The sequence below is a fragment of the Ensifer adhaerens genome, from assembly GCF_013283195.1.
Classification (GTDB): Bacteria; Pseudomonadota; Alphaproteobacteria; order Rhizobiales; family Rhizobiaceae; genus Ensifer; species Ensifer adhaerens_G.
In genome coordinates, this window is record NZ_JABEKT010000005.1 from 370,483 (window position 1) to 393,852 (window position 23,370).

The 23,370-nt window shown below is 63.9% G+C and carries 21 protein-coding genes; 14 read left to right on the forward strand and 7 right to left on the reverse strand.

Annotation, left to right across the window (positions count from 1 at the left end; all coding sequences use genetic code 11):
* Positions 1-17: 17 nt before the first annotated feature.
* Together gltX and lysS are read left to right on the forward strand one after the other, a co-directional pair.
* On the forward strand, positions 18-1,475 hold the full coding sequence (gltX, locus tag LPJGGPFB_RS30995; RefSeq protein ID WP_173423738.1) for a glutamate--tRNA ligase: 1,458 nt from the start codon (positions 18-20) through the stop codon (positions 1,473-1,475).
* 10 nt (positions 1,476-1,485) lie between these two features.
* Complete coding sequence (gene lysS / locus LPJGGPFB_RS31000) at positions 1,486-2,982, forward strand: lysine--tRNA ligase (RefSeq protein WP_173423739.1); 1,497 nt, start codon at positions 1,486-1,488, stop codon at positions 2,980-2,982.
* A 108-nt stretch (positions 2,983-3,090) separates the two neighbouring features.
* On the opposite strand, the gene LPJGGPFB_RS31005 is transcribed toward lysS, so the two are convergent.
* Entirely contained in the window at positions 3,091-3,744 is a 654-nt protein-coding gene (locus LPJGGPFB_RS31005) for a hypothetical protein (RefSeq protein ID WP_173423740.1), read from the reverse strand.
* A 253-nt stretch (positions 3,745-3,997) separates the two neighbouring features.
* On the opposite strand from LPJGGPFB_RS31005, the gene LPJGGPFB_RS31010 reads away from it, so the two are divergent.
* From LPJGGPFB_RS31010 to mnhG, 11 genes are all read left to right on the forward strand, one after another.
* Positions 3,998-4,951 carry a nucleoside hydrolase gene (locus LPJGGPFB_RS31010; protein WP_173423741.1) on the forward strand — a complete coding sequence of 318 codons (954 nt, stop codon included), beginning with the start codon at positions 3,998-4,000 and terminating at the stop codon, positions 4,949-4,951.
* A gap of 91 nt (positions 4,952-5,042) precedes the next feature.
* Positions 5,043-6,053, forward strand: coding sequence for a ligase-associated DNA damage response exonuclease (locus tag LPJGGPFB_RS31015; protein ID WP_173423742.1), 1,011 nt, complete (start codon positions 5,043-5,045; stop codon positions 6,051-6,053).
* 3 nt (positions 6,054-6,056) lie between these two features.
* Positions 6,057-7,670 (forward strand): cisplatin damage response ATP-dependent DNA ligase, encoded by a 1,614-nt coding sequence (locus LPJGGPFB_RS31020; RefSeq protein WP_173423743.1) that lies wholly within the window; start codon positions 6,057-6,059, stop codon positions 7,668-7,670.
* Between the two features lie 68 nt (positions 7,671-7,738).
* Positions 7,739-7,927 carry a DUF3008 family protein gene (locus LPJGGPFB_RS31025; RefSeq protein ID WP_173423744.1) on the forward strand — a complete coding sequence of 63 codons (189 nt, stop codon included), beginning with the start codon at positions 7,739-7,741 and terminating at the stop codon, positions 7,925-7,927.
* Between the two features lie 103 nt (positions 7,928-8,030).
* Positions 8,031-10,700 carry an EAL domain-containing protein gene (locus tag LPJGGPFB_RS31030; protein WP_173423745.1) on the forward strand — a complete coding sequence of 890 codons (2,670 nt, stop codon included), beginning with the start codon at positions 8,031-8,033 and terminating at the stop codon, positions 10,698-10,700.
* A 257-nt stretch (positions 10,701-10,957) separates the two neighbouring features.
* Complete coding sequence (locus LPJGGPFB_RS31035; RefSeq protein ID WP_173423746.1) at positions 10,958-13,864, forward strand: monovalent cation/H+ antiporter subunit A; 2,907 nt, start codon at positions 10,958-10,960, stop codon at positions 13,862-13,864.
* The gene (locus LPJGGPFB_RS31040; protein ID WP_173423747.1) at positions 13,864-14,211 is read left to right on the forward strand and encodes a Na+/H+ antiporter subunit C; all 348 of its coding nucleotides are present in this window, start codon (positions 13,864-13,866) and stop codon (positions 14,209-14,211) included. Before LPJGGPFB_RS31035 ends, LPJGGPFB_RS31040 begins: the two co-directional genes overlap by 1 nt.
* Complete coding sequence (locus LPJGGPFB_RS31045) at positions 14,180-15,823, forward strand: monovalent cation/H+ antiporter subunit D (protein ID WP_173423748.1); 1,644 nt, start codon at positions 14,180-14,182, stop codon at positions 15,821-15,823. The genes LPJGGPFB_RS31040 and LPJGGPFB_RS31045 overlap by 32 nt, the downstream gene beginning before the upstream one ends.
* A gap of 3 nt (positions 15,824-15,826) precedes the next feature.
* Entirely contained in the window at positions 15,827-16,312 is a 486-nt protein-coding gene (locus tag LPJGGPFB_RS31050) for a Na+/H+ antiporter subunit E (RefSeq protein WP_173423749.1), read from the forward strand.
* On the forward strand, positions 16,309-16,590 hold the full coding sequence (locus LPJGGPFB_RS31055; protein ID WP_173423750.1) for a K+/H+ antiporter subunit F: 282 nt from the start codon (positions 16,309-16,311) through the stop codon (positions 16,588-16,590). Before LPJGGPFB_RS31050 ends, LPJGGPFB_RS31055 begins: the two co-directional genes overlap by 4 nt.
* Entirely contained in the window at positions 16,587-16,970 is a 384-nt protein-coding gene (mnhG, locus tag LPJGGPFB_RS31060; RefSeq protein WP_173423751.1) for a monovalent cation/H(+) antiporter subunit G, read from the forward strand. Before LPJGGPFB_RS31055 ends, mnhG begins: the two co-directional genes overlap by 4 nt.
* A 3-nt stretch (positions 16,971-16,973) precedes the next feature.
* Here mnhG and cobM read toward each other — a convergent pair whose 3' ends face one another.
* Both cobM and cbiE read right to left on the reverse strand, forming a co-directional pair.
* Positions 16,974-17,732, reverse strand: coding sequence for a precorrin-4 C(11)-methyltransferase (gene cobM / locus LPJGGPFB_RS31065; RefSeq protein ID WP_173423752.1), 759 nt, complete (start codon positions 17,730-17,732; stop codon positions 16,974-16,976).
* Between the two features lie 89 nt (positions 17,733-17,821).
* A complete protein-coding gene (cbiE, locus tag LPJGGPFB_RS31070) occupies positions 17,822-19,063 on the reverse strand; it encodes a precorrin-6y C5,15-methyltransferase (decarboxylating) subunit CbiE (protein ID WP_173423753.1) in 1,242 nt (413 codons plus the stop codon).
* Here cbiE and LPJGGPFB_RS31075 point away from each other — a divergent pair.
* Positions 19,032-19,817 (forward strand): cobalt-precorrin-6A reductase, encoded by a 786-nt coding sequence (locus tag LPJGGPFB_RS31075; protein ID WP_173423754.1) that lies wholly within the window; start codon positions 19,032-19,034, stop codon positions 19,815-19,817. The genes cbiE and LPJGGPFB_RS31075 overlap by 32 nt on opposite strands.
* On the opposite strand, the gene LPJGGPFB_RS31080 is transcribed toward LPJGGPFB_RS31075, so the two are convergent.
* From LPJGGPFB_RS31080 to cobG, 4 genes are read right to left on the reverse strand one after another with little or no spacing between them, the layout of a single operon-like run.
* Positions 19,796-20,560 (reverse strand): precorrin-3B C(17)-methyltransferase, encoded by a 765-nt coding sequence (locus LPJGGPFB_RS31080; RefSeq protein WP_173423755.1) that lies wholly within the window; start codon positions 20,558-20,560, stop codon positions 19,796-19,798. The two genes, LPJGGPFB_RS31075 and LPJGGPFB_RS31080, sit on opposite strands and share 22 nt — an antisense overlap.
* A complete protein-coding gene (locus tag LPJGGPFB_RS31085) occupies positions 20,557-21,294 on the reverse strand; it encodes a precorrin-2 C(20)-methyltransferase (RefSeq protein ID WP_173423756.1) in 738 nt (245 codons plus the stop codon). The genes LPJGGPFB_RS31080 and LPJGGPFB_RS31085 overlap by 4 nt, the downstream gene beginning before the upstream one ends.
* Positions 21,291-21,923: a precorrin-8X methylmutase gene (locus tag LPJGGPFB_RS31090; protein ID WP_173423757.1), complete on the reverse strand. Its 633-nt coding sequence runs from the start codon at positions 21,921-21,923 to the stop codon at positions 21,291-21,293. The genes LPJGGPFB_RS31085 and LPJGGPFB_RS31090 overlap by 4 nt, the downstream gene beginning before the upstream one ends.
* Before the next feature lie 2 nt (positions 21,924-21,925).
* Positions 21,926-23,299 carry a precorrin-3B synthase gene (gene cobG, locus LPJGGPFB_RS31095; protein ID WP_427858767.1) on the reverse strand — a complete coding sequence of 458 codons (1,374 nt, stop codon included), beginning with the start codon at positions 23,297-23,299 and terminating at the stop codon, positions 21,926-21,928.
* Positions 23,300-23,370 lie beyond the last annotated feature (71 nt).

The following is a 23,370-nucleotide window of genomic DNA, read 5'->3' on the forward strand; positions in this document are numbered from 1 at the left end:
TCAAACGGGCAAAGACCATGGCAGATTCAGCAGTTCGGGTACGCATCGCACCCTCCCCCACCGGCGAGCCGCATGTCGGCACCGCCTATATCGCACTGTTCAACTATCTCTTCGCAAAGAAGCACGGCGGCACCTTCATCCTCAGGATCGAAGATACCGATGCCACCCGCTCGACGCCGGAGTTCGAGCAGAAGGTGCTGGATGCGCTGAAATGGTGCGGGCTGGAATGGTCCGAAGGCCCTGACGTCGGCGGCCCCTACGGACCCTACCGCCAGAGCGACCGCAAGGACATCTACCTCGACTACGTCCGACAGATCGAGAAGAACGGCCACGGCTTCCGCTGTTTCTGCACGCCCGAGCGGCTAGAGCAGATGCGCGAGGCCCAGCGCGCCGCCGGCAAGCAGCCGAAATATGACGGCCACTGCCTGACGCTTTCCGCCGAAGAAGTGACCAGCCGCGTCGACGCCGGCGAGCCGCACGTCGTGCGCATGAAGATCCCGACCGAGGGCTCCTGCAAGTTCACCGACGGCGTCTATGGCGACGTCGAGATCCCGTGGGATTCGGTCGACATGCAGGTTCTGCTCAAGGCCGACGGCATGCCCACCTATCACATGGCAAACGTCGTCGACGACTATCTGATGAAGATCACCCACGTCGCGCGCGGCGAGGAGTGGCTGGCCTCGGTGCCGAAGCACATCCTGATCTATCAATATCTCGGCCTGACGCCGCCGGTGTTCATGCACCTGTCGCTGATGCGCAATGCCGACAAGTCGAAGCTGTCGAAGCGCAAGAACCCAACCTCGATCTCCTATTATTCGGCGCTCGGCTACCTGCCGGAAGCGCTGATGAATTTCCTCGGCCTGTTCTTCATCCAGATCGCCGAAGGCGAGGAGCTGATGACCATGGCCGAGCTTGCCGAAAAGTTCGACCCGGACAACCTGTCGAAGTCGGGCGCGATCTTCGACATACAGAAGCTCGACTGGCTGAACGGCCGCTGGATCCGCGAGAAGCTGAGCGACGACGAATTCCTCGGCCGGGTGCTGGCCTGGGCGTCCGAAAACGATCGCCTGAAGCAGGGCCTGAAGCTGTCGCAGTCGCGCATCTCCAAGCTCGGCGAACTGCCTGGTCTGGCCGACTTCCTGTTGAAGTCAGACCTCGGACTCGAGCCCTCGGCCTTCGGCAAGATCAAGTCGAGCCCGGAAGAACTGGTCGAGATCTTCAACACGGTTCAGCCGGACCTGGAAAAGATCCTCGAATGGAACAAGGAAACGATCGAGGCGGAACTGCGCGCGATTGCCGACCGCATGGGCAAGAAGCTCAAGGTCGTGCTGGCACCGCTGTTTGTCGCGGTTTCCGGCTCGTCGCGCTCCCTGCCGCTCTTCGACAGCATGGAACTGCTCGGCCGCTCGGTCGTGCGCCAGCGGTTGAAGGTTGCAGGTCAGGTCGCCGCCTCGATGGCCGGCAGCGGAAAGTAAGGACAGGACGATGAACGACAAGACCGAGACAACAGCCCTCTCCTCCGACGTGACGGAAGTGCGCGCGCAGAAGCTGAAGCTGCTGCGCGAACAGATCGGCGACGTCTATCCGGCGCATTTCCACCGCACGATGACCAATGCCGAGCTGGCAGCGAAGTACGAGAACCTGGAGCTCGACACCGAGACGCAGGACGTCGTCACGGTCGCCGGCCGCGTCTACTCGTCGCGCAACTCCGGCATGTTCATGGACATCCATGACGCCTCCGGCAAGATCCAGATCTTCAGCCACAAGGACACAACGCCGGAAGACGCGCGCGCACTGCTGCCCATGATCGACATCGGCGACATCATCGGCGTCACCGGCGTCGTGCGCCGCACCAAGCGTGGTGAGCTGACGATCAACGCGCAGGCGATCACCATGCTGACGAAGTCGCTGCTGCCGATGCCCGAGAAGTGGCATGGCCTCTCCGACATCGAGCTGCGCTACCGCAAGCGCCACCTCGACATCATGACCAACGAGGAATCCAAGCTCCGCTTCCAGCAGCGCAGCAGGATCGTCTCGGGTATCCGCCGCTTCATGGAAGACGACGGCTTCATGGAAGTCGAGACGCCGATGCTGCATTCGGTCTATGGCGGTGCCACGGCCGAACCGTTCAAGACCCACCACAACACGCTGAAGCTCGACATGTACCTGCGCATCGCGCCGGAACTGTACCTGAAGCGCACGCTGGTATCGGGCCTGACCGACAAGGTGTTCGAGATCAACCGCAACTTCCGCAACGAAGGCGTGTCAACGCGGCATAATCCCGAATTCACCATGATGGAGTGCTACTGGGCCTACGCCGACTACGAGGACATCATGGACCTCGTGGAGCGGCTGTTTGAGAAGCTCGCTCTGTCGATCCACGGTTCGACCGAATTCATGTTCGGCGACAAGGAAATCTCCTTCAAGGGTCCATTCCGTCGCGTGCCGATGCCGGATGCCGTCAAGGAAGCGACCGGCATCGATTTCCTGGCGATGAAGACCGACGAGGAAGCCCGCGTTGCCGCCAAGGCAGCCGGTTTCGAAGTCGAGAAAGACTGGACCTGGGGCGAATGCCTCGCCTTCGTCTTCGAAGAGAAGGTCGAGCCGACGCTGATCCAGCCGTCGCACGTCACCCATTTCCCGAAGGACATCTCGCCCTTTGCCAAGGAAGTTCCGGGCGAGCCGCGCCTCGTCGAGCGCTTCGAGACCTATTGCAACACCTGGGAACTCGGCAACGCGTTTTCCGAGCTCAACGATCCGGAAGAGCAGCGCGCCCGCATGGTCGAGCAGCTGGAGCAGGCGCATGCGCGCGGCGAGAAGGCCAAGCAGCTCGACGACGAGTTCCTTGATGCCATCGACCAGGGCATGCCGCCGGCAGGTGGCCTCGGCATCGGTGTCGACCGCCTGATCATGCTGCTCACCAATGCACCGTCGATCCGCGACATCATCCTGTTCCCGGCGCGCCGCAACAAGGCCGACTGATCAGGGCCACAACGGCACGAAACAAAGAGCCCGGCGCGAATGCGGCGGGCTTTTTCCGTTGTCGATGGTGAATTTGCCGGCGACGCGTCCGATCGTGCCATCGGCCTCTCAGTGGCCGGCAGGCGCCTCGGCGCTCTCGGCCTTGTGCTCTGCCGCTGCGACTTCGGGCGCTGCCTCGCCCTCGACAGCAATTGCGTTCGGATCGATGCAGGGCGAACGATCGTCCATACCGGCCATCATTCCACCGATATCGGCAACCGAAAGATCGACCGTGTTGCCGTGAAAGAAACCGGCCGAGTTGGCCGTGCCATCATTGTAGGACGCGCGGAAACGCTCATCCATGCCCGGCACGCTTTGCGGACCCGGTGCGAAAAGAACTTGCGCCCCGATCGCGGCGCCACGCACCGCAGCCCGCTCTTCCGGCCCGGCAGCATCGAGAACGACCACCTGATAGAGATCTGCCTTTTCCGACTTCGACAGCGCGCCGACCACGCGCAGCGCCGTGCGCATGCGTGCCTCGCCATCGGCACGGTCCGTCTTGATGTGCATGCGAACCCAGCGCTGCCCGTGATGGCCGAGCTTGACGGTCCTGACCAGCGTGCATTCGAGACCCGATGTGGCAGGCTTCGACATCTGCTCCATCAGCGCGTCGCGGCCGACATAGACGGCGGCAGCACCTGAGGCGGCCGACACGCCGAATGCGGCGGCAAGGATGACGACCAGCCTCTTCGATGGGCGCAACTTGCCGAGAATAGCCTTCACGAGAATGGCTCCGCTGTCATGACAGGAACTGAAACAAAAGCCCGAAGGCGCCTGGCAAGGATAAGCGCTCGACCTTTCGGAAAGTTTAAGCGGGTTCGGCGGTTGGGTGATCGAAAACAACACGGTTCATGCCGGAGGCGTCATCAGCTTTGCCGTCAGGCATGCCCGGCTGGGATCGATCACCGATTGACTTTCGCGGGCATCTTGCCTCCATTGCGACCCGTCAAACGCAAGAAAAAGAAAAGAAGAACACATGCACAAGGTTATCTTTGATACGGATCCGGGCATCGACGATGCGATGGCCCTGCTCTTCCTCCACCGCCACCCGGATATCGATCTCATCGGCATCACCACGGTCTTCGGCAACGCCTCGGTCGAAACGACGACGCGCAACGCGCTGTTCCTGAAGCGTGAGTGGGGCATAAAGGCGCCGGTCGCCAAGGGTCTCGACAAGACCTTCAATCCGGACCGGCCGCATGTCGGCTGGCCGACCTTCATCCATGGCGATGACGGCCTCGGCAACATCGACGTGCCCGAGACGATCGACCTGCCGGTCGATCCGCGTTCGGCGCACCGCTTCATCATCGACACCGTGCGCGCCAACCCCGGCGAAGTGACGCTGATTGCCGTCGGTCGCATGACCAACCTGGCGCTGGCGCTACGCGAAGATCCGGACTTTGCGCCACTGGTGCGCGAAGTCGTGATCATGGGCGGCGCCTTCGACGTCAACGGCAACATCACGCCGGCTGCCGAAGCCAATATTCATGGTGACCCCGAGGCTGCCGACGTCGTCATGACGGCACCGTGGCCGGTGACCGTCGTCGGTCTCGACGTCACCACCAAGACGGTTATGACCAAGGCGATGCTTGCCGACATCGCCGAGCGCGGCGGAGCGCCGGCGAAGCTGCTTTCGGACATCTCGCAGTTCTACATCACCTTCTACGAGCAGCATGTGCCCGATGGCATGGTGGTGCACGACAGCTGCGCCTGCGCCTATGTCGTGGCGCCGGATCTGTTCAAGGTTCGCAGCGGCGTCATCCGCGTCGTCTGCGGCGGCATTGCCGATGGCCAGACGATCCAGAAGCCCGACAGCCGGTTGTTCCCGCCAAGCCCTTGGGACAACCTGCCGAGCCAGAAGGCCTGCATCGACATCGATGCAGCAGGGACGCTCAAGCTGATCGGCGACACGCTGGCACTGAACGGCTGATGCCATATCGAACGGACCGGCATTGCCGACCGTTCGAAAAACTTTGCAGCCATGGCTGGCGGATCCGTTTCCGCCAGCTATCTCTAAGGGCATGAAACCGGACGCCCTGCTCTATCCCGCTCCCAAAGGTCTCTACTGCGAGATCGGGGATTTCTACATCGATCCGGTGCAGCCGGTCGATCGCGCGCTGATCACCCACGGCCATTCCGACCATGCCCGCGCCGGCCACGGCCAGGTGCTCGCCACCCGCGAAACCCTCGACATCATGCGCATCCGTTATGGCGAAGGCTTTTGCGGCACCAGCCAGACCGTAGCCCTGGGCGAGACGATAACCGTCAATGGCGTCGAGGTACGTTTTCACCCGGCCGGCCATGTTCTCGGCTCGGCGCAGATTTCGGTCATGGCCAAGGGCACGCGCATCGTTGTGTCGGGCGATTACAAACGACGGCGGGACCCGACCTGCCTGGCGTTCGAACCGATGCCCTGCGACGTCTTCATCACCGAGGCGACCTTCGGCCTGCCGGTCTTCCACCACCCTGACGACCGCACCGAAATGCGCAAGCTGCTGACGTCGCTGAAGCAATTTCCCGAGCGCACCCACGTGGTTGGCGCCTATGCGCTCGGCAAGGCGCAACGGGTGATCGCGCTTCTGCGCGAGCAGGGCTACGACCAGCCGATCTACATCCACGGCGCCCTGCAGAAACTCTGCGACTACTATCGGAGCGAAGACATCGACCTCGGCGAACTCCGCCCGGCAACGCTTGCCGCCGACGAGAAGCAGGACTTTGCCGGCACCGTCGTCATCGGCCCACCCGCCGCCTTTGCCGACCGCTGGGCCCGGCGCTTCGTCGATCCCCTGGCGATCTTCGCCTCGGGCTGGATGATGATCCGGCAGCGCGCCAAGCAGCGCGGCGTCGAGCTGCCGCTGGTCATCTCCGACCATTGCGACTGGCCTGAACTCACGCAAACGATCCGCGAGATCGCCCCCGCGCAGGTCTGGGTCACCCATGGCCGCGAGGAGGCGCTGGTGCGCTGGTGTGAGCTTGAGGGCATCGCCGCGCGGCCCTTGCATCTCGTCGGCTACGACGACGAGGGGGAATGAGCGATGAAGGCCTTCGCCGAACTGCTCGACCGCCTCGTCCTGACGCCGCAGCGCAACGCCAAGATCCGGCTGCTGGCGGACTACTTCCGATCCGCGCCTGATCCGGATCGCGGCTATGCGCTGGCGGCCATCGCCGGCACCCTGTCGCTCGCCACCGTCAAGCCGGCGATGATCCGTGACCTCCTGCTCGAGCGCATGGACGAAGTGTTGTTTCGCTATTCCTACGATTATGTCGGCGACCTCGCCGAAACGGTGTCGTTGGTCTGGGAGCCGCCGGAAGACGTTGTACCGGACGACATTCCGCTGGGCGACGCCATCGAGAAGCTGCAGACGACCGGCCGCGCCAACGTGCGCAGCGTCGTTCGCGACATGCTCGACCGGCTCGATACGTCGGCGCGCTTCGCCTTTCTGAAACTCGTGACCGGCGGCCTGCGCATCGGTGTCTCGGCCAAGCTTGCCAAGCAGGCGCTGGCCGAGATGGGCAGCAAGGACGTCACCGAGATCGAGACCCTCTGGCATGGGCTCGCCCCACCCTACCTGCCGCTCTTCCAGTGGCTGACGGGCGAAGCGGAAAGGCCGGTGCTGTCGACGCCCGCCGTCTTCCATTCGGTGATGCTTGCGACACCGGTCGGCGAAGGCGATCTCGATGGGCTCGACCCAAAGGACTTTGCCGCCGAATGGAAATGGGACGGCATCCGCGTGCAGCTTGCCAATGTCGGCGGCACCAGACGGCTCTATTCGCGCAGCGGCGATGAAATCTCCGGTGCTTTCCCCGACGTGCTGGAGGCATCAGACTTTTCCGGCATCATCGACGGCGAGCTGCTGGTCGGCGGCACCGCTCGCACCAACCGCGCCACCCGGACCTTTTCCGACCTGCAGCAGCGGCTGAACCGCAAGTCCGTCAGCCGCAGGATGCTCGACGAATACCCCGCCTTCATCCGCGCCTACGACGTCCTCTTTTCGGGCGAAACCGACGTTCGGGCAGAAGCCTTCCTGGCGCGACGGGCGATGCTGAGCGACCTCGTCGAACGGGCTTCGCCGCAGCATTTCGACCTGTCGCCGCTCGTGCCGTTTTCCTCCTGGGAAGAGCTCGACCAGCTCCGCTCCGAGCCGCCCGATCCCGTCATCGAAGGCATCATGCTGAAGCGACTGGATTCTCCCTATACCGCCGGCCGGGCCAAGGGTCCGTGGTTCAAGTGGAAGCGCGCGCCCTACAATGTCGACGCCGTGTTGATGTATGCCCAGCGCGGCCACGGCAAGCGCTCCAGCTACTATTCCGATTTCACCTTCGGCGTATGGACCGAGGTTGACGGCTTGGAAACGCTGGTGCCGGTGGGCAAGGCCTATTTCGGCTTCACCGATGCCGAACTGGAAATTCTCGACCGCTTCGTCAGGGACAATACCACCGAGCGCTTCGGTCCGGTGCGCGCAGTGCGAGCCGATCGCGATTTCGGCTTCGTTGTCGAGGTCGCGTTCGAAGGCCTCAACCGCTCGACGCGGCACAAGTCTGGCGTTGCCATGCGCTTTCCCCGTATCGCGCGGCTGCGGCAGGACAAGCTCCCTCATGAGGCCGACCGCCTGGAGACATTGCAGGCGATGATCGAGAGCAAATCGTGATCCATCGCGGGGAACCGGTCCGTTCAGCCTGCGTTTGAGCTGTTCGAACACCCGCAAGGAGATGCGACATGCCTGCAAAATCCAAGGCACAGCAGAAAGCGGCCGGCGCAGCACTTGCCGCCAAACGTGGAGACATGAAGAAATCCGAACTCAAGGGTGCGTCGCGCGAGATGGAGAAATCCATGACCGAAGGCGAACTGGAAGACCTTGCCGAAACCAAGCACAAGAAACTGCCCGAGCGCAAGACGTCAAAATGACCCTGGGCAGGCATAAAAGCCGGAACTAAAACAATAATTGTTAATACCAATTTGGGATCATCCCGGTCGTTTCGTATCCTTCTGATGCCGCCGGGGTGATCTTGTGCCTGCCAGACATGCCTTCGATCTCGGGAAAAAGAAACTCTCCGGGTTTCTGACGCCGAACTACCTTCCCGCGATCATCGCCTCTCTCGTCGTTCTGGTGGCTGGCATCCTCGCAGACAACCAGAACCAGGTGGTCTCCGAAGCGCGCGTGCGTTCACAGGTCGCCGACGAACTCAACCCGATCCGCTCCAAGCTTGAAGCCAGCATCAACGGCAACATCCAGCTCGTGCGGGGCCTGATCGGAACCATCGTCACCGAGCCGGGCATGGGGCAGCAGCGCTTCGCCGCTCTTTCGCGCAGCATCTTCACCGAACGCTCCCAATTGCGCAGCATCGCCGCCGCACCCGACCTCATCGTGCGCATGGCCTTTCCTATGCAAGGCAACGAAAAGGCGATCGGGCTCGACTACCGCAAGAACGAGGCGCAGCGCGCCGCCGTCATGAAGGTCAGGGATACCGGCAAGATGGTTCTGGCCGGCCCTGTGGATCTGGTGCAGGGCGGGCGCGGGCTGATCGGTCGTTTTCCGGTCTCGATCGAAGCGGGCGGCGGCAGCAACCGCTTCTGGGGCATCGTCTCGGCAGTCATCGACGTCGATCGTCTCTACAATGACAGCGGCCTCTTCTCCCCCTCGCTCGGCATCGATATCGCCATCACCGGCCGCGACGGGACGGGCAGCGGCGGTACGGCCTTCTACGGGAATGCCAAGGTCTTCGATCAGTCCCCGGTGGAGATGACGGTCCTATTGCCGGGAGGCTCCTGGCACATCGCTGCCATTCCCAAGGGCGGTTGGCCGCACACCGCGCGCAACGCCTGGCTCATCCGCGCGCTGATTGTCGCCGGCGGACTGATGATCGTCCTGCCGATGCTCCTGACCGGCCGGTTGATGAGCGAGCGCCAGAACAACATCCGCGCCCTCAGGCAGAGCAAGGCGCAATTGCAGGAACTGTCGCACCGCCTGAAGATCGCCCTCGACACCTCGGAGATCGGCATCTGGGAACTCGACATTGCCAGCGGCAAACTGCTCTGGGACGAGCGGATGAAGGAACTCTACGGCAAGACGGGATCTGTCCGTCAGGCCTATGACGACTGGAAGTCGACGCTGCATCCTGACGATGTCGCTCGTGCCGAGGAGGAGTTTGCCGAAGCACTTCGCTCGGGCGCCGCTTACAACTCCGAGTTTCGGGTGCGGCTGCCGGATGACACCGTGCGCCATATCCGTGCGGTTGGCTCGGCCTATGACGGCGCCGATGGGCGCAAGAAGTTCGTCGGCGTCAACTGGGACGTGACTGCCGACATCCAGACCCGTGCCACGCTGTCGGAAGCCAAGCGGCAGGCAGAAGCCCATAGCGCCGAACTGGAAGCAGCTCGCCACCGCATGGAATTCAATGCCCTGCACGATCCGCTGACCGGCCTGCCCAACCGCCGGTTTCTCGACCAGGTGCTTGCAGACAGAAGCCAGCATTTCGATGCCGAGGCGAGGCTCAGCATCTTTCACATGGATCTCGATCGGTTCAAGCAGATCAACGATACGCTCGGTCACGCCGCAGGCGACGAAATCCTACGTCACGCCGCAGAGCTGCTGCGCACCAACGCCAAGGAGAAGGACTTCGTCGCCCGCATCGGCGGCGACGAGTTCGTCATCGTCCGCCCGGAAGACAGCGCCGAGCCCGACGCGCGGCTCGCATCCTGCATCATCGAGGCGATGAGCGTTCCGGTTCGCTACAAGGACCAGGAATGCCGCATCGGAGTCAGCATCGGCATAGCCGCTCAAGCCCGACCGACCGACGATCTATCCCAGATCCTCGTCAATGCCGATATCGCCCTTTACGAGGCCAAGCGCCGCGGTCGCAACCGGCACGAAACCTTCACCGGCGATCTGAAGACCGCCGTGTTCAAGACCAAGCAGACCGCCGACGAAATCCTTCGCGGCTTGGAACACAAGGAATTCATCGCGCATTTCCAGCCGCAATTCTGTCCGAGCACCCTTGAGGTCATCGGCGTCGAAGCGCTCGCGCGCTGGGACCACCCGACCAAGGGGTTGCTGGGTCCGCACACCTTTCTCAAGACCGCCGAAGACATCAACGTCGTCGCGTCCATCGACCAGGTGATCCTGGAGCAGGCGCTGTTCCAGATCTACCGCTGGCAGGCCAACGGCATCCATATCCCGAAGGTTTCGGTCAACCTCTCCTATGCGCGTCTGCACGATGAAGGGCTGATCGACCGTCTCGAACAATTGCAGATCCCGCGCGGCCGCCTGTCCTTCGAGCTTCTGGAGTCGATCTCCTTCGACGAGAGCGACATCACCGTGCTGTCGAACATTCGCCGGATCAAGGAACTCGGCATCGATATCGAGATCGACGATTTTGGCACCGGTTATGCCTCGATCCTCAGCCTGTTGAAGCTGACCCCGCGGCGCCTGAAGATCGATCGCCAGCTGATTCTGCCGATCCTGGATTCGCCGACCGAAAAGCGCCTCGTCGAATCGATCATCGATATCGGCACGTCGCTCGGCATCGAAGTGATCGCTGAGGGCGTCGAAACGCTCGAGCACGCCCGCATGCTGCAGGAGCTTGGTTGTCATGGCCTGCAGGGCTATGCCTTTGCCCGGCCGATGAGCGCCAACGATCTCGCCACCTTTGTTTTCGAGCGCAGGTGGCAGGCGGCCTGACATCGCCGCTATCCGCCCGCGACGGTTCGGCACGTGCCCGTGCTGGTCAAAAATGACGCAATCTCACATTTTTCCCACCTTCGAGGCTTGGCAGCCCCCGGGAAAATCGTCATAAAAACATACGGCTGTTACCGCTATGCGGACTGTGACGGCATCGTCTGCGACCGTTGCATCAGCGATGGTCCTTGAGGGGCTTCGGCACCCAATCTCCATTATGCCCAAGAGAAGGGAACGGTACGATCGAATACGCGGGGAAATTGCTTTCTGTCTTCATCCTAGCCCCGTTCGCGGGAAGCCTCATTGCAATCTTCTTTCCGCCCGATCAACGCGGCGCCACAGCCTGGTTCGCAGGCGCAATCGCGCTTCTCTGCTTCCTGATTGCGGCCGGCCTCTACCCCTTCGTCACATCTGGCGGCGTTCTTCGCTATGAACTGGCCTGGATACCGGAACTCGGCCTCAACTTCACCTTGAGGATGGACGGCTTTGCCTGGCTGTTCACGGTGCTGGTGACCGCGATCGGCGTGCTCGTCGTGCTCTACGCCCGCTATTACATGGCGGCGGAAGATCCGGTGCCGCGCTTCTTTGCCCTGTTCCTCGCCTTCATGGGATCGATGCTCGGCGTCGTTCTTTCCGGCAACCTGATCTTGCTTGCGGTTTTCTGGGAGCTGACGAGCATCGTCTCCTTCCTGCTTATCGGCTATTGGCATCACAATGCCCACGCTCGCGACGGCGCGCGCATGGCGCTGACGATGACCGGCATGGGCGGGCTCTGCATGCTGGTCGGCCTGTTGATCATGGGCCGCATCGTCGGCAGCTACGATCTCGACGTCGTGCTCGCCTCTGGCGACATCATCCGCGAGCACCCGCTCTATCTGGCGACATTGGTGCTGATCCTGCTCGGCGCCCTGACCAAGAGCGCGCAGTTCCCGTTCCATTTCTGGCTGCCGCACGCGATGGCCGCACCGACTCCTGTTTCCGCCTATCTGCATTCGGCGACGATGGTAAAGGCAGGCGTTTTCCTGCTTGTGCGGTTCTGGCCTGTTATGGCCGGCACCGAGGCCTGGTTCTGGATCGTCGGGCTTGCCGGCCTGACGACGCTGCTTCTCGGCGCCTATTTCGCGATTTTCCAACAGGATCTGAAGGGGCTGCTCGCCTATTCGACCATCAGTCATCTCGGGCTGATCACAGTGCTGCTCAGCCTCGGCAGTCCGCTCGCCGCCGTCGCCGCCGTCTTCCACATCGTCAACCACGCTACCTTCAAGGCATCGCTGTTCATGGCAGCCGGCATCATCGACCATGAAACCGGGACGCGCGACATGCGCAAGCTCGGCGGGCTGATACGCTATATGCCGGGCACCGCCATGCTCGCGATGGTCGCGAGCGCCGCCATGGCCGGGGTGCCGCTGCTCAACGGCTTCATCTCCAAGGAGATGTTCTTCGCCGAGGCGATCGAGACGCATCAGGCCAACCTGCTCGACACGATCACGCCCTACGTCGCCACCCTCGCCGGCATGTTTGCCGTCACCTACTCGCTGCGCTTCATCCACAGCGTGTTCTTCGGCAAGACGCCGAGCGACCTGCCGAAGATCCCGCACGAGCCGCCGCGCTGGATGCGCGCACCGATCGAATTCCTGGTGCTGGCCTGCCTCGTCGTCGGCATCATTCCGGCGATCACGATCGGTCCGTTCCTGCACACCGCCGTCGTGTCCATCCTCGGCGCCAGCACGCCGCAATACAGCCTTTCGGTCTGGCACGGCTGGAACCTGCCGCTGATCATGAGCTTCGTGGCGCTTCTCGGCGGCATCGGCCTCTACTTCTTGATGCGCAACTATCTGGCAACCAGCACCGAGGGACCGCCGGTCTTCCGCCTGCTGCACGGCCAGCGTATCTTTGAGCGCGTCCTGGTCACGCTCTCGTGGAAATGGGCGCGTTCGCTCGAACAGCGGCTCGGCACGCGCCGGCTGCAGCCGCAGATGCGCTTCCTCGTCTTCGTCGCGATCATGGCCGGTGCCCTGCCGCTGCTGCTCAACCACTACGAGCTGCCCCCGCTTCTGGTCCGTGGCATCGATCCGGCCTTTGCGCTTCTCTGGGCGATCGGCATCGCCTGCGCCGTCGGTGCCGCCTACCAGGCGAAATTCCACCGGCTGGCAGCGCTCGTGCTTCTCGGCGGCGCCGGTCTCGTGACCTGCATCACCTTCGTGTGGCTGTCGGCACCCGACCTTGCCGTCACCCAACTCCTCGTCGAGATCGTCACGACGGTGTTGATCCTGCTCGGCCTGCGCTGGCTGCCCAAGCGCATCGAGGACACTCAGGAATCCGAACTGCTTTCGTTGCGGGTACGCCTGCGGCGACTGCGCGACTTTGTGCTTGCCCTTGTGGCAGGCGGCGGCGTGGCGCTGATCGCCTATACGGTGATGACCCGACCGATGCCGGAAACCATCGCCAGCTATTTCCTCGAGCGCGCCTACAAGGAAGGCGGCGGCACCAATGTCGTCAACGTCATCCTCGTCGACTTCCGAGGCTTCGACACGCTCGGCGAGATCGCGGTGCTGGCCATCGTCGCACTGACCGTCTTTGCCCTTCTGCTGCGCTTCCGTCCGCAGGCCGACAGCCTGGAGGCGCCGGAACAACAGCAGGTCCAGAATGCCTTCGACGACGATCATCCCGACCGCGCCAAGGGCGACAGCGTCGCTGAATATCTGTTCGTTCCCTCGGTGATCATGCGCTGGATGTTCCCGGTCAGCGGCATGCTGGCGGCCTATTTCTTCCTGCGCGGTCATGACCTGCCGGGCGGCGGCTTTGCCGCCGGCATCGCCATGTCGATCGGCTTCATCCTGCAATACATGTCCGGCGGCACGCGTTGGGTCGAAGAGCGGCTGCGTATCCACCCGCTTCGCTGGATGAGCATCGGCATCATCGTCGCGGCGGCAACCGGCATCGGCTCATGGTTGTTCGGCTATCCTTTCCTGACCTCGCATGCCCAATACGTCACCCTGCCGATTGTCGGGAAGATCCCGCTGGCAAGTGCGATCTTCTTCGACCTCGGTGTCTTCTCGCTGGTGGTCGGGGCAACCGTCCTCATCCTGATCGCGCTCGCGCACCAGTCGATCCGCGCGCCGCGTGCCCATGCCCGCGCCCTTCGCGCCGCAAAGGAGGCGAAGTAATGGAGATCATCCTGTCTGCCGCCATCGGCGTCCTCACCGCTTCAGGCGTCTACCTCCTGCTTCGGCCGCGCACCTATCAGGTGATCATCGGTCTGTCGCTGCTCTCCTATGCCGTCAATCTCTTCATCTTCAGCATGGGCCGGTTGCGCGTGAACGCGCCTCCCATTCTGGAACCCGGCGGCGTCGGCGATCTCTCGCGCTATACCGATCCGGTGCCGCAGGCCCTGGTGCTGACCGCCATTGTCATCGGCTTTGCCATGACGGCGCTCTTCCTCGTCGTGCTGCTCGCCTCGCGCGGCTTCACCGGCACCGACCATGTCGACGGAAGGGAGCAGCGCAGTGAGTAATTGGCTGCACCACCTGATCATCCTGCCCATCCTCATACCGCTGATGGTCGGCGCGGCGATGATCCCGATCGACGAGCGCAACCGCATGGCCAAGGGCGTCATGGGCTTCGTCTCAACGCTTGTTCTTTTCGTGCTCTCGATGGTGCTGATGCGCGCAGCCGCCTCGACCGAAGGCTTCCTTGCCGGCACCAGCGTTTACCAGCTCGGCAACTGGCCGGCGCCGTTCGGGATCGTTCTGGTTCTCGACCGGCTATCGGCGCTGATGCTCTGCCTGACGAGCGGCCTGGCGCTTGCGGCCCAGGTCTATTCGATCGCCCGCTGGCACACCGCCGGCCATCACTTTCATTCGCTGTTCCAGCTCTTGATCGCCGGCCTCAACGGCGCGTTCCTGACGGGCGACCTGTTCAATCTCTTCGTCTTTTTCGAGCTCATGCTGGCGGCATCCTACGGCCTGCTGCTGCACGGATCCGGTCCGTTGCGCGTCAAGGCCGGCCTGCACTATGTCGCGATCAACCTTGCCGCCTCCTCGCTCTTCCTGATAGGCGTCAGCCTGATCTATGGTGCGACCGGCACGCTCAACATGGCCGATCTCGCCATCAAGCTTTCGACGATCTCGCCGGAAAACCGGCAGATGGTCGAAGTCGGCGCCGGCATCCTCGGTGTCGCCTTCCTGGTCAAGGCCGGCATGTGGCCCTTGAGCTTCTGGCTGCCGACCGCCTATTCGGCGGCGACGCCGCCGGTCGCGGCCGTCTTTGCCGTGCTGACCAAGGTCGGCATCTACGTCATACTGCGCCTGTCGCTGCTCGTCTTCGGCGCCAATGCCGGGGTTTCCGCCGGCTTCGGCCAGACGCTGCTCGTAATCGGCGGCATGCTGACGATCGCCTTCGGCGCGATCGGCGTGCTCGCCTCCCAGGCGATGGCGAGGCTCGCCGCCTATTCGGTGCTCGTCTCCTCCGGCACCTTGATGGCGGCGATCGGCCTCGGGCATTCGAGCATGATTGCCGGCGCGCTGTTCTACCTCGTCAGCTCGACGCTGACGATTTCGGCCTTCTTCCTGTTGATCGAACTGGTGGAGCGCGGCCGCGACGCCGGCGCCGACGTTCTGGCGGTGACGATGGAAGCCTATGGTGATGCCGACGAAGACGAAGAGGTCGATGAAGCGGGTGCGGCCATCCCCGGCACCATGGCCGTGCTCGGTCTCTGCTTCTGCCTTTGCGCACTTCTGCTGGCAGGATTGCCGCCGCTTTCCGGCTTCGTTGCCAAGTTCGCGATCCTGAGCGGTCTCTTCGGCCTCTCCGGCGCCGAACCCACACCGGCGCTTTCGGCCGCAGACTGGACCTATGTCACCTTGCTGATCCTGTCCGGCCTTTCCGCCATGATCGCCATGAACCGCGTCGGTATCCGCACCTTCTGGGCCTCGATCGAGAACACCGTGCCGCGGGTCTTCGTCATCGAGATCGCGCCGGTCGTGGTGCTGCTCGGCGCCTGCATCTTCCTCAGCCTGCAGGCCGGGCCGACGATGCGCTACATGCAGGCGACGGCGGATTCGCTGCTCAACCCCTCGGGCTACACAGAGCGCGTCCTGACGGCGCCGCGCGTGGGAGGGCAGTAACCGATGCGCACCTGGTTCCCCTACCCGCTTTTGTCCATCGGCCTCCTCATCATCTGGATGCTCTTGAACCAGTCGGTCGCCCCCGGCACCATCGTCATGGGCACGATCCTGGGCATCGCGCTCGCCTGGGTGACTCTCAAGCTTCACCCGGCGCGCTCGCATCCACGTCGGATCCTGCGCACGCTGCGCTTCGGCGCCAGCGTGTTCGTCGACGTCATCCGCTCCAACATCGCGGTTGTACGCGTCATCCTGCGCGTCGGACGCCGCGCCCCGAACTCGGGCTTCCTGACGGTCGACATCGATATCGAGGATGAAAACGCGCTGGCGCTGCTCGCCTGCATCATGACAGCAACCCCGGGCACTGCCTGGCTCGAATATGATCGCGGCCGGAAATCGCTGCTCTTCCACGTGCTCGACATGGAGAACGAGGAGGTCTGGATACAGACGGTCAAGCGCTACGAGGCCGGTTTGAAGGAGATGTTCGGATGACGGAGCTTGTAATCATCTGGTCGATCCTCGCAGCCCAGATCATGATCGGGCTTGCCATGGCCTTCGCGGCCTACCGCATGGTCAAGGGACCCCGGGCACAGGACCGCATCCTTGGCCTCGACACCCTCTACATCAATGCCATGCTGATGCTGCTGACGTTCGGCATCCGCACCGCCAACAGCATCTATTTCGAGTCCGCGCTGATCGTCGCGCTGATCGGCTTCGTCTCTTCGATCGCCTTTGGCAAGTTCCTGATGCGCGGGGAGGTGATCGAATGAGCCATCTGACCGACCTTCCGACCTGGGCTGCCGTCATCGTCTGCGTGCTGGTTCTTCTCGGCGCGGCGATTGCGCTGATCGGCTCGATCGGCCTGCTCCGTCTGCCGGATTTCTACACCCGTCTGCACGCGCCGACGCTTGCCACCAGCGGCGGCGTCATCCTCATCTGCACCGCCTCGATGGTCTGCTTTGCCGTGCTGCAGAACCGCTGGGTGTTTCACGAGGTCCTGATCATCGTCTTCGTGATCATGACGACGCCGGTCACGCTGATGCTGCTTGGCCAGGCCGCCCTTTACCGCGACCGCGTCGAGCAACGCCGCGGTGTGCCGCTGAAGCAGAAGCCGCTTCCCGTCCAGACCCCAGAAGAAACTGAAGAGTAAGCCTTACTCGCGGCCGCGAAAACGGCGCTGGTAGGCCGGATCGTAAAGTGAACTTTCGCGGAAGTCCGACGCTTCCAGCCCGGGACCGACGAAGATCAGCGCGGTGCGCTCGATCGGCTCTTCGGCGACCTTGGCCGCGATCGTGCCGAGCGTTCCCCGCACCACCCGCTCATCCGGCCACGACGCCTTGACGACGATCGCGACAGGGCAATCTGCGCCATAGAGCGGCGTCAGTTCCGCGACCACCTGATCGAGCGCATGGATGGCCAGATGAATGGCAAGCGTCGCGCCGGTGGCGCCGAAGCCGGTAAGCGTCTCGGTGTTGGGCATCGGCGAGGCACGGCCAGAAACCCGCGTCAGCACCAGGCTCTGGGCGACGGCGGGAATTGTCAGTTCACGACCAAGCGCTGCAGCGGCGGCCGCGAAGGACGGAACACCCGGTGTCATCGTGTAACCGATGCCATGCTTCTCCAGCCGGCGGATCTGTTCGGCGACCGCGCTCCAGACGGAAAGATCGCCGGAATGCAGCCGGGCGACATCCTCGCCAGCTTCCGCCGCGCGCACATATTCCGCCTCGATCTCATCGAGCGACATCGGCGCGGTATCGACGATGCGGGCGCGGGGCGGGCAATACTGCAAGAGCTCGGGCGAGACGATCGAGCCGGCATAGAGGCAGACCGGGCAGCGCCCAATCAGATCGCGACCGCGAACCGTGATCAGATCCGCAGCTCCGGGGCCCGCGCCGATGAAATGTACCGTCATGTGTCTCTCCGAACGTTCTAGGCGCTGTTCACGCAAATGCGGAACCGCGCCATTCTCTTTGTCTGATGCAAGTCCGCCCGCAGAACTCTCTAGCTCTTCGTCCAGGACCATTGCGTCACCGGCATCGCCGGCCGCCAGCCGGTCATTCCGCCAATCGGCAGCGCCCGGGCGATATCGATGCGGATCAGCGAGCCACCAAGCTTGGCGTGGCGTTGCAGCAGCACAGCTTCCATCTCCGTCGTCACCGCGTTGGCGACCAGCCGGCCGCCCTCGCCGAGCGCCGCGACCGCCGCATCCATGACGCCCGGCTCGCTGCCGCCGCCGCCGATGAAGATCGCATCGGGGCGTGAAAGACCTGACAGAGCTGCCGGTGCCTTGCCCTGGACGACCATCAGGCCGGGCACGCCGAACGCCTCTGCATTGCGGCCAACACGAACCGCACGCTCGGGCGAAGCCTCGATGGCAATCGCCCGCATCGCCGGATCGGCCAGCATCCATTCGATGCCGATCGAGCCTGAGCCCGCACCGATATCCCAGAGCAGTTCGCCCTTGCGCGGCGAGAGCGCCGACAGCGTCAGCGCCCGCACTTCCCGCTTTGTGATCTGGCCGTCATGTTCGAACAGCAGGTCGTCGCGCCCGGCCGAAAGCGGCAGCACCCGGCCGCCCTGATCGGCGGCAACTTCGATGGCGCAGACGTTGAGCGGATGGACGACACCGAGCATGAAGAGCGAGGCAATCTGCGTCGTCACGCGTTCGCCGGCGCCACCCAGCGCCTCCAGAACCGTCAGGCGCGACTGACCGAAGCCGTTTTCCGTCAAAAGTTCGGCGAGCGCCTTCGGTCCGGTTCCATCCGATGTCAGTGCCAGCACCCGGTTGCCCGGCTGCAGATGCGGCCGCACCAGGTCGATCGGCCGTCCGTGCAGCGACACGAGAGTCGCCTCCTGCAACGCCCAGCCGAGCCGCGAGGCGGCAAGGCTGAAGGAGGAAGGGGCAGGAAGGGTGCGGATCTCTGCCGCAGCAACGCGGCGCGCAAGCGTGGCGCCGACACCGAAGAAGAACGGGTCTCCCGAGGCGAGCACGACGACCGGGGTGCCGCGACGCGCAACAATTTCATCGACCGAACGGCCGAACGGGCTTTGCCAGACGCGCCCCTCGCCCTGGATCAGCGCGTGCGTCAACTCCATGTGGCGAGCGCCGCCATAGACCACCGGAGCTGCCGCAATCAGCCGCTTGGCCTCGTCGCCGAGACCGGCTACACCATCCTCGCCTATGCCGATGATGGTCAACCAGGGGGAGACGATGGCCGGCTCGCTGTTCGACACCTCAGCCATGGAAAAACCTCGTATTTTGATTCTTGGCGGGACGACCGAAGCCCGCGAACTGGCATCCCGCCTTGCCGGCGATACGCGTTATCAAACCGCGATCTCGCTTGCCGGCCGCACGGCCGATCCCCGCCCGCAACCGGTCAGGACCCGCATCGGCGGCTTTGGCGGCGCCGAAAGGCTGGCTACCTTCCTTGCCGCTGAACAGATCGCGCTGGTCGTCGACGCGACGCATCCCTTCGCCGCCCGGATTTCGCACAATGCCGCGATGGCCGCAAAGGCCGCGGGCGTGCGGCTGCTTGCGCTGCGCCGTCCGGAATGGCAGGCGCAAGCCGGCGACGACTGGACCGGCGTCGGCAGCGTCGCCGAGGCGGTGACCGCCCTTGGCGAAACGAAGCGCCGTGTCTTTCTCGCCATCGGTCGGCAGGAGGCCTTTCATTTCGAGGCAGCACCGCAGCACAGCTACGTCATCCGAAGCGTCGACCCGGTGAGCCCGCCGTTGAAGCTGCCGGATGCGACGGCGATCCTTGCCACCGGCCCGTTCGCCGAACCGGACGAAATCGAACTGCTGAGGGCCAATCGCATCGACGTGATCGTTGCCAAGAACAGCGGCGGCGCTGCCACCTATGGCAAGATCGCGGCGGCCCGCAAGCTGGGGGTTGCGGTGATCATGGTCGAGCGCCGCAAGCCCGCCGACGTCCCGTCGGTCGGCGACTGCGATGCCGCACTCGAACGCATCGATCACTGGCTGTCTCCGGCGTAGAAGCGCGGCGTGTAAACCAGATCCGGCTTGCCTTCGCGTTCAACGATGCGCGTTTCCGGCGAGCCGATGATGACGCAGGTCGCCATGTCGGCGCGGCTGGCATCGGCCTCGCCGAGCGGCATCACCGCGATGCGCTCGTCCGGCCGACCGGCGGCGCGACCGAAGATCACCGGCACCGTCGCCGGCAGCACACCGCGCAGGATCTCGAAGGCTTCACCGAGCTGCCACGGCCGCGCCTTGCTGATCGGGTTGTAGAGCGCGATCACCAGACCGGCTTCCGCCACAAGCTTCAGCCGTTTGGTGATGACCTCCCAGGGCTTCAGGTTGTCGGAAAGCGAAATGGCGCAGAAATCATGGCCGAGCGGCGCACCGATGCGCGCGGCAACGGCCAGCATTGCCGTCACGCCAGGCGTCACCACCAGATCGACTGTCTTCCATTCCGCCGGTCCCTTGTCGATCGCCTCGCAGACGGCAGCCGCCATCGCGAACACACCGGGATCGCCGCCCGAGACCATGCAGACCTTGGCGCCGGCAGCGGCGCGCGTCAGCGCCGCCTGTGCACGGTAAAGTTCCTCGCGATTGTCCGACGCGATGCGGATCTGGTCGGGCCTGAGATTCAGGCGGTCGAGATAGGGGAAATAGCCGAAGAATTCCTGCGCCTGCGAGACGGCCTCGGCCGTCTCCGGCGTCATCTGCGCGGGACTGCCGGGGCCGGTGCCGACGACATAGAGCGTGCCGCTCATGGTCTGTCCTTCCAGCCGGGAACGAGCACCAGCGAAAAGTAGGGCGCGTCGTCATCGGGCTTTTCCGCAAGCGCGGTCATGGCCGCGTTCTTCATCGTGCCGCGCTCGACATAGACGGCCTGGTCAAGCCGGCCGGAGGCGGCAAGCGCCCGACGGATCTTCGGCAGGTTGCGCCCGACCTTCATGATGACGGCGGCCTCGGTATCGGCCAGACGTCGGCCAAGCTCGCCTTCCGCCATCGTGCCCGGCAGCACCGATAGTACGTCGTCGCCCTGCACCAGCGGCAGGCCGGCAAGCGACCAGCAGCCGGACATGGCAGTGATGCCGGGAATGACTTCGACCGGGAAACGTCCGGCCAGCCGCACATGCAGGTGCATGTAGGATCCGTAGAACAGCGGATCACCTTCGCTTAAGACCGCGACGGTTCGGCCGGCTTCGAGATGCTGCGCGACCGCCTCGGCAGACGCGTTGTAGAAATCTGTGATCTGGCTCTTGTAGGCGCCGTCGTCCTTGTCGATCTCGGTGGTGACCGGATAGTAGAGCGGCAGCTCGACAAGACCCGGCTTCAACAGCCCCTCGACGACGGCGCGGCCATTGCCGCTTCGTCCCGCCTTGGCGAAATACGCAAGCACATCCGCCTCACCCAAGGCCTTGACGGCCTTGACGGTCAACAACTCCGGGTCGCCAGGCCCCGTACCGACGCCGATCAATCGGCCCATGACCGCGCCGCTCACAGGCCCGGCCTCGCGAGCGAATTGAGCGCCGCGGCCGTCATGGCGCTGCCGCCGAGGCGACCGCGCACGATGGCGAACGGCACGCCATAGGAATTCTCGGCAAGCGCATCCTTCGATTCAGCCGCGCCGACGAAGCCGACCGGCATGCCGATGATAGCCGCCGGCTTCGGCGCGCCATCGCGCAGCATTTCCAGCAAGTAAAAGAGCGCCGTCGGCGCGTTGCCGATGGCGACGACCGAACCCGCCATATACTCGCTCCAAAGCTTCAACGCCGCGGCCGAACGCGTATTGCCGATCTCGGCTGCGAGGTCCGGCGTACGCGGATCGCGAAGCGTACAGATCACCTCGTTGCCGGCAGGCAGACGTGCGCGTGTTACGCCGCGCGCCACCATCTCGGCATCGCAGAGGATCGGCGCACCGTTCTGAAGCGCGCTGCGTGCGGCGGTGACGAAGTCGGGAGAGAACACGAACTGCTTCGACGCCTCGACCAGGCCACAGGCATGGACCATGCGCACCGCGAGATCGGCTTCCTCCTCGGAAAAGGCGGAAAGGTCGGCTTCTGCCCGAATGATGGCGAAGGAACGCTCATAGATGGCGTTGCCATCCCGGATGTAATCATACTCAGGCATTTCTATCCCTGTTCGAACGCAGCCGAGACGCGCGCGGCACCCAGCCGTGTAAGACAGGACCGCGCCGATTCGCCAGCGTCTTTGTTTTCTCGCACCAGGCCGGCCAGCCGTTCCAGAGCGGATTTCATTCCATTTTCATCGGTGTAGGCATTCGCGCCATCCTTCGCCGCCCCATTTACGACAAGCCCATATCCTGATGGCGCACCCACCAGCGTCAGCGCCGACGCCTTCGGGCGGGCGCAGCCCTTGAGACAACCGGACAGATGCACCGTCAGCGAACCGTCGAAGAGATCCGGCACCGTTTCCACCCATAGCCGCGCCATCGCCTTGGTGTCCATCCATGCGGATGCGCAGCCGGTGCTGCCGGCGCAGGTGGCAATGTGGTTTCGCGGGTCGTCGGGTGCGATCCGCAAGCCCTGCGAAAGCGCCAGACGCTGAACGATTGCTGCCGCCGCACGCTCAAGGCCCAGCAGGAAAAAGCCGTGGCTTGGGGCGAGCCGAATTCCGCGCCCGCCAAGCTCGCTTGCTTGCTGCAGAAAAGCGATCAGGCTGGTGGCGTCGATCTGTGCATAGGCAAGCCCAAGGCCGAGAATTGTGCCTGCCGAACCGAGATCGTGCATGCCGACAACGGAAGAGGCCGGCGCCAAAGCTGGAGCGAACGGCACCTGGCCGGCGCCCGGCGGACAGAGCGCCCGCACTGCATCGATGTCCAGATCGCGGCCACGCGCCGCCGGACCGATGGCCGCCAAGGCCTCCAGAATCCGGATAACGACCGGCACGACAGCTTCGGTTCGAAGCGCGCAGACGGGCTTCGCCGTCGCCGCTGTCCCGGCAAGCGATAGCTCCCACCAGACGTCATCGCTGCGCCCGACGGCCTGCAGTCGCAAATCGGCAATGGTATCGCCGAGATGGAACCGGCCGCCGCCATCGACGATGATGGCGAGCTTCGGCGCCAGCTTTAAGGCAGCCCCTTGCGCAGCGATCACCTCCCGCAACGTCGCGGCGAGCGCCCGAGGGTCAACGATTTCTTCAGGGTCAATGCCGGCAAGCGGCGGCGTCTCGATCGCCACGCCATCGGGCACCACGATTGCCGCTTCGCCGATCGCCTCGGCAAGCGCGGGAACCGTTGATGCGATCAACCCGCGAACCTGCAGATTGCCGCGCGCGGTGATTTCCAGGAGGCCGTTGCCGAACCGGCTCGCGGCCTCCGCGACAGCGGAGAATTGCGAAAGCGCCAGGCTGCCGTCGAGCGGGCGCAACCGCACCAGCAGACCATCGCCGGTCTGCATCGGGGCTGCAAGCGACGGGCATGCCCCGCGACGCATGGAGGCGGCGACGTCAGTCATCGGCGGTGTCGGCACGGCGCACAGGGTCATCGGCAGGTCTCGGTCGCTCCTCACATCCGCCCTCGTCAGAGGGCTCGTTCTTCACCTGACGCTATAACACA

Bases quoted from the DNA above. Each gene is read 5' to 3' on its own strand.
- LPJGGPFB_RS31045 (WP_173423748.1), top strand. From the start codon at position 14,180: ATGTCGACGGAAGGGAGCAGCGCAGTGAGTAATTGGCTGCACCACCTG.
- LPJGGPFB_RS31050 (WP_173423749.1), top strand. From the start codon at position 15,827: ATGCGCACCTGGTTCCCCTACCCGCTTTTGTCCATCGGCCTCCTCATC.
- cbiE (WP_173423753.1), bottom strand. From the start codon at position 19,063: ATGGCTGAGGTGTCGAACAGCGAGCCGGCCATCGTCTCCCCCTGGTTG.
- LPJGGPFB_RS31025 (WP_173423744.1), top strand. From the start codon at position 7,739: ATGCCTGCAAAATCCAAGGCACAGCAGAAAGCGGCCGGCGCAGCACTT.
- gltX (WP_173423738.1), top strand. From the start codon at position 18: ATGGCAGATTCAGCAGTTCGGGTACGCATCGCACCCTCCCCCACCGGC.
- LPJGGPFB_RS31075 (WP_173423754.1), top strand. From the start codon at position 19,032: ATGGCCGGCTCGCTGTTCGACACCTCAGCCATGGAAAAACCTCGTATT.
- LPJGGPFB_RS31040 (WP_173423747.1), top strand. From the start codon at position 13,864: ATGGAGATCATCCTGTCTGCCGCCATCGGCGTCCTCACCGCTTCAGGC.
- lysS (WP_173423739.1), top strand. From the start codon at position 1,486: ATGAACGACAAGACCGAGACAACAGCCCTCTCCTCCGACGTGACGGAA.
- LPJGGPFB_RS31055 (WP_173423750.1), top strand. From the start codon at position 16,309: ATGACGGAGCTTGTAATCATCTGGTCGATCCTCGCAGCCCAGATCATG.
- LPJGGPFB_RS31015 (WP_173423742.1), top strand. From the start codon at position 5,043: ATGAAACCGGACGCCCTGCTCTATCCCGCTCCCAAAGGTCTCTACTGC.
- LPJGGPFB_RS31010 (WP_173423741.1), top strand. From the start codon at position 3,998: ATGCACAAGGTTATCTTTGATACGGATCCGGGCATCGACGATGCGATG.
- mnhG (WP_173423751.1), top strand. From the start codon at position 16,587: ATGAGCCATCTGACCGACCTTCCGACCTGGGCTGCCGTCATCGTCTGC.
- cobM (WP_173423752.1), bottom strand. From the start codon at position 17,732: ATGACGGTACATTTCATCGGCGCGGGCCCCGGAGCTGCGGATCTGATC.
- LPJGGPFB_RS31090 (WP_173423757.1), bottom strand. From the start codon at position 21,923: ATGCCTGAGTATGATTACATCCGGGATGGCAACGCCATCTATGAGCGT.
- cobG (WP_427858767.1), bottom strand. From the start codon at position 23,299: ATGACCCTGTGCGCCGTGCCGACACCGCCGATGACTGACGTCGCCGCC.
- LPJGGPFB_RS31080 (WP_173423755.1), bottom strand. From the start codon at position 20,560: ATGAGCGGCACGCTCTATGTCGTCGGCACCGGCCCCGGCAGTCCCGCG.
- LPJGGPFB_RS31020 (WP_173423743.1), top strand. From the start codon at position 6,057: ATGAAGGCCTTCGCCGAACTGCTCGACCGCCTCGTCCTGACGCCGCAG.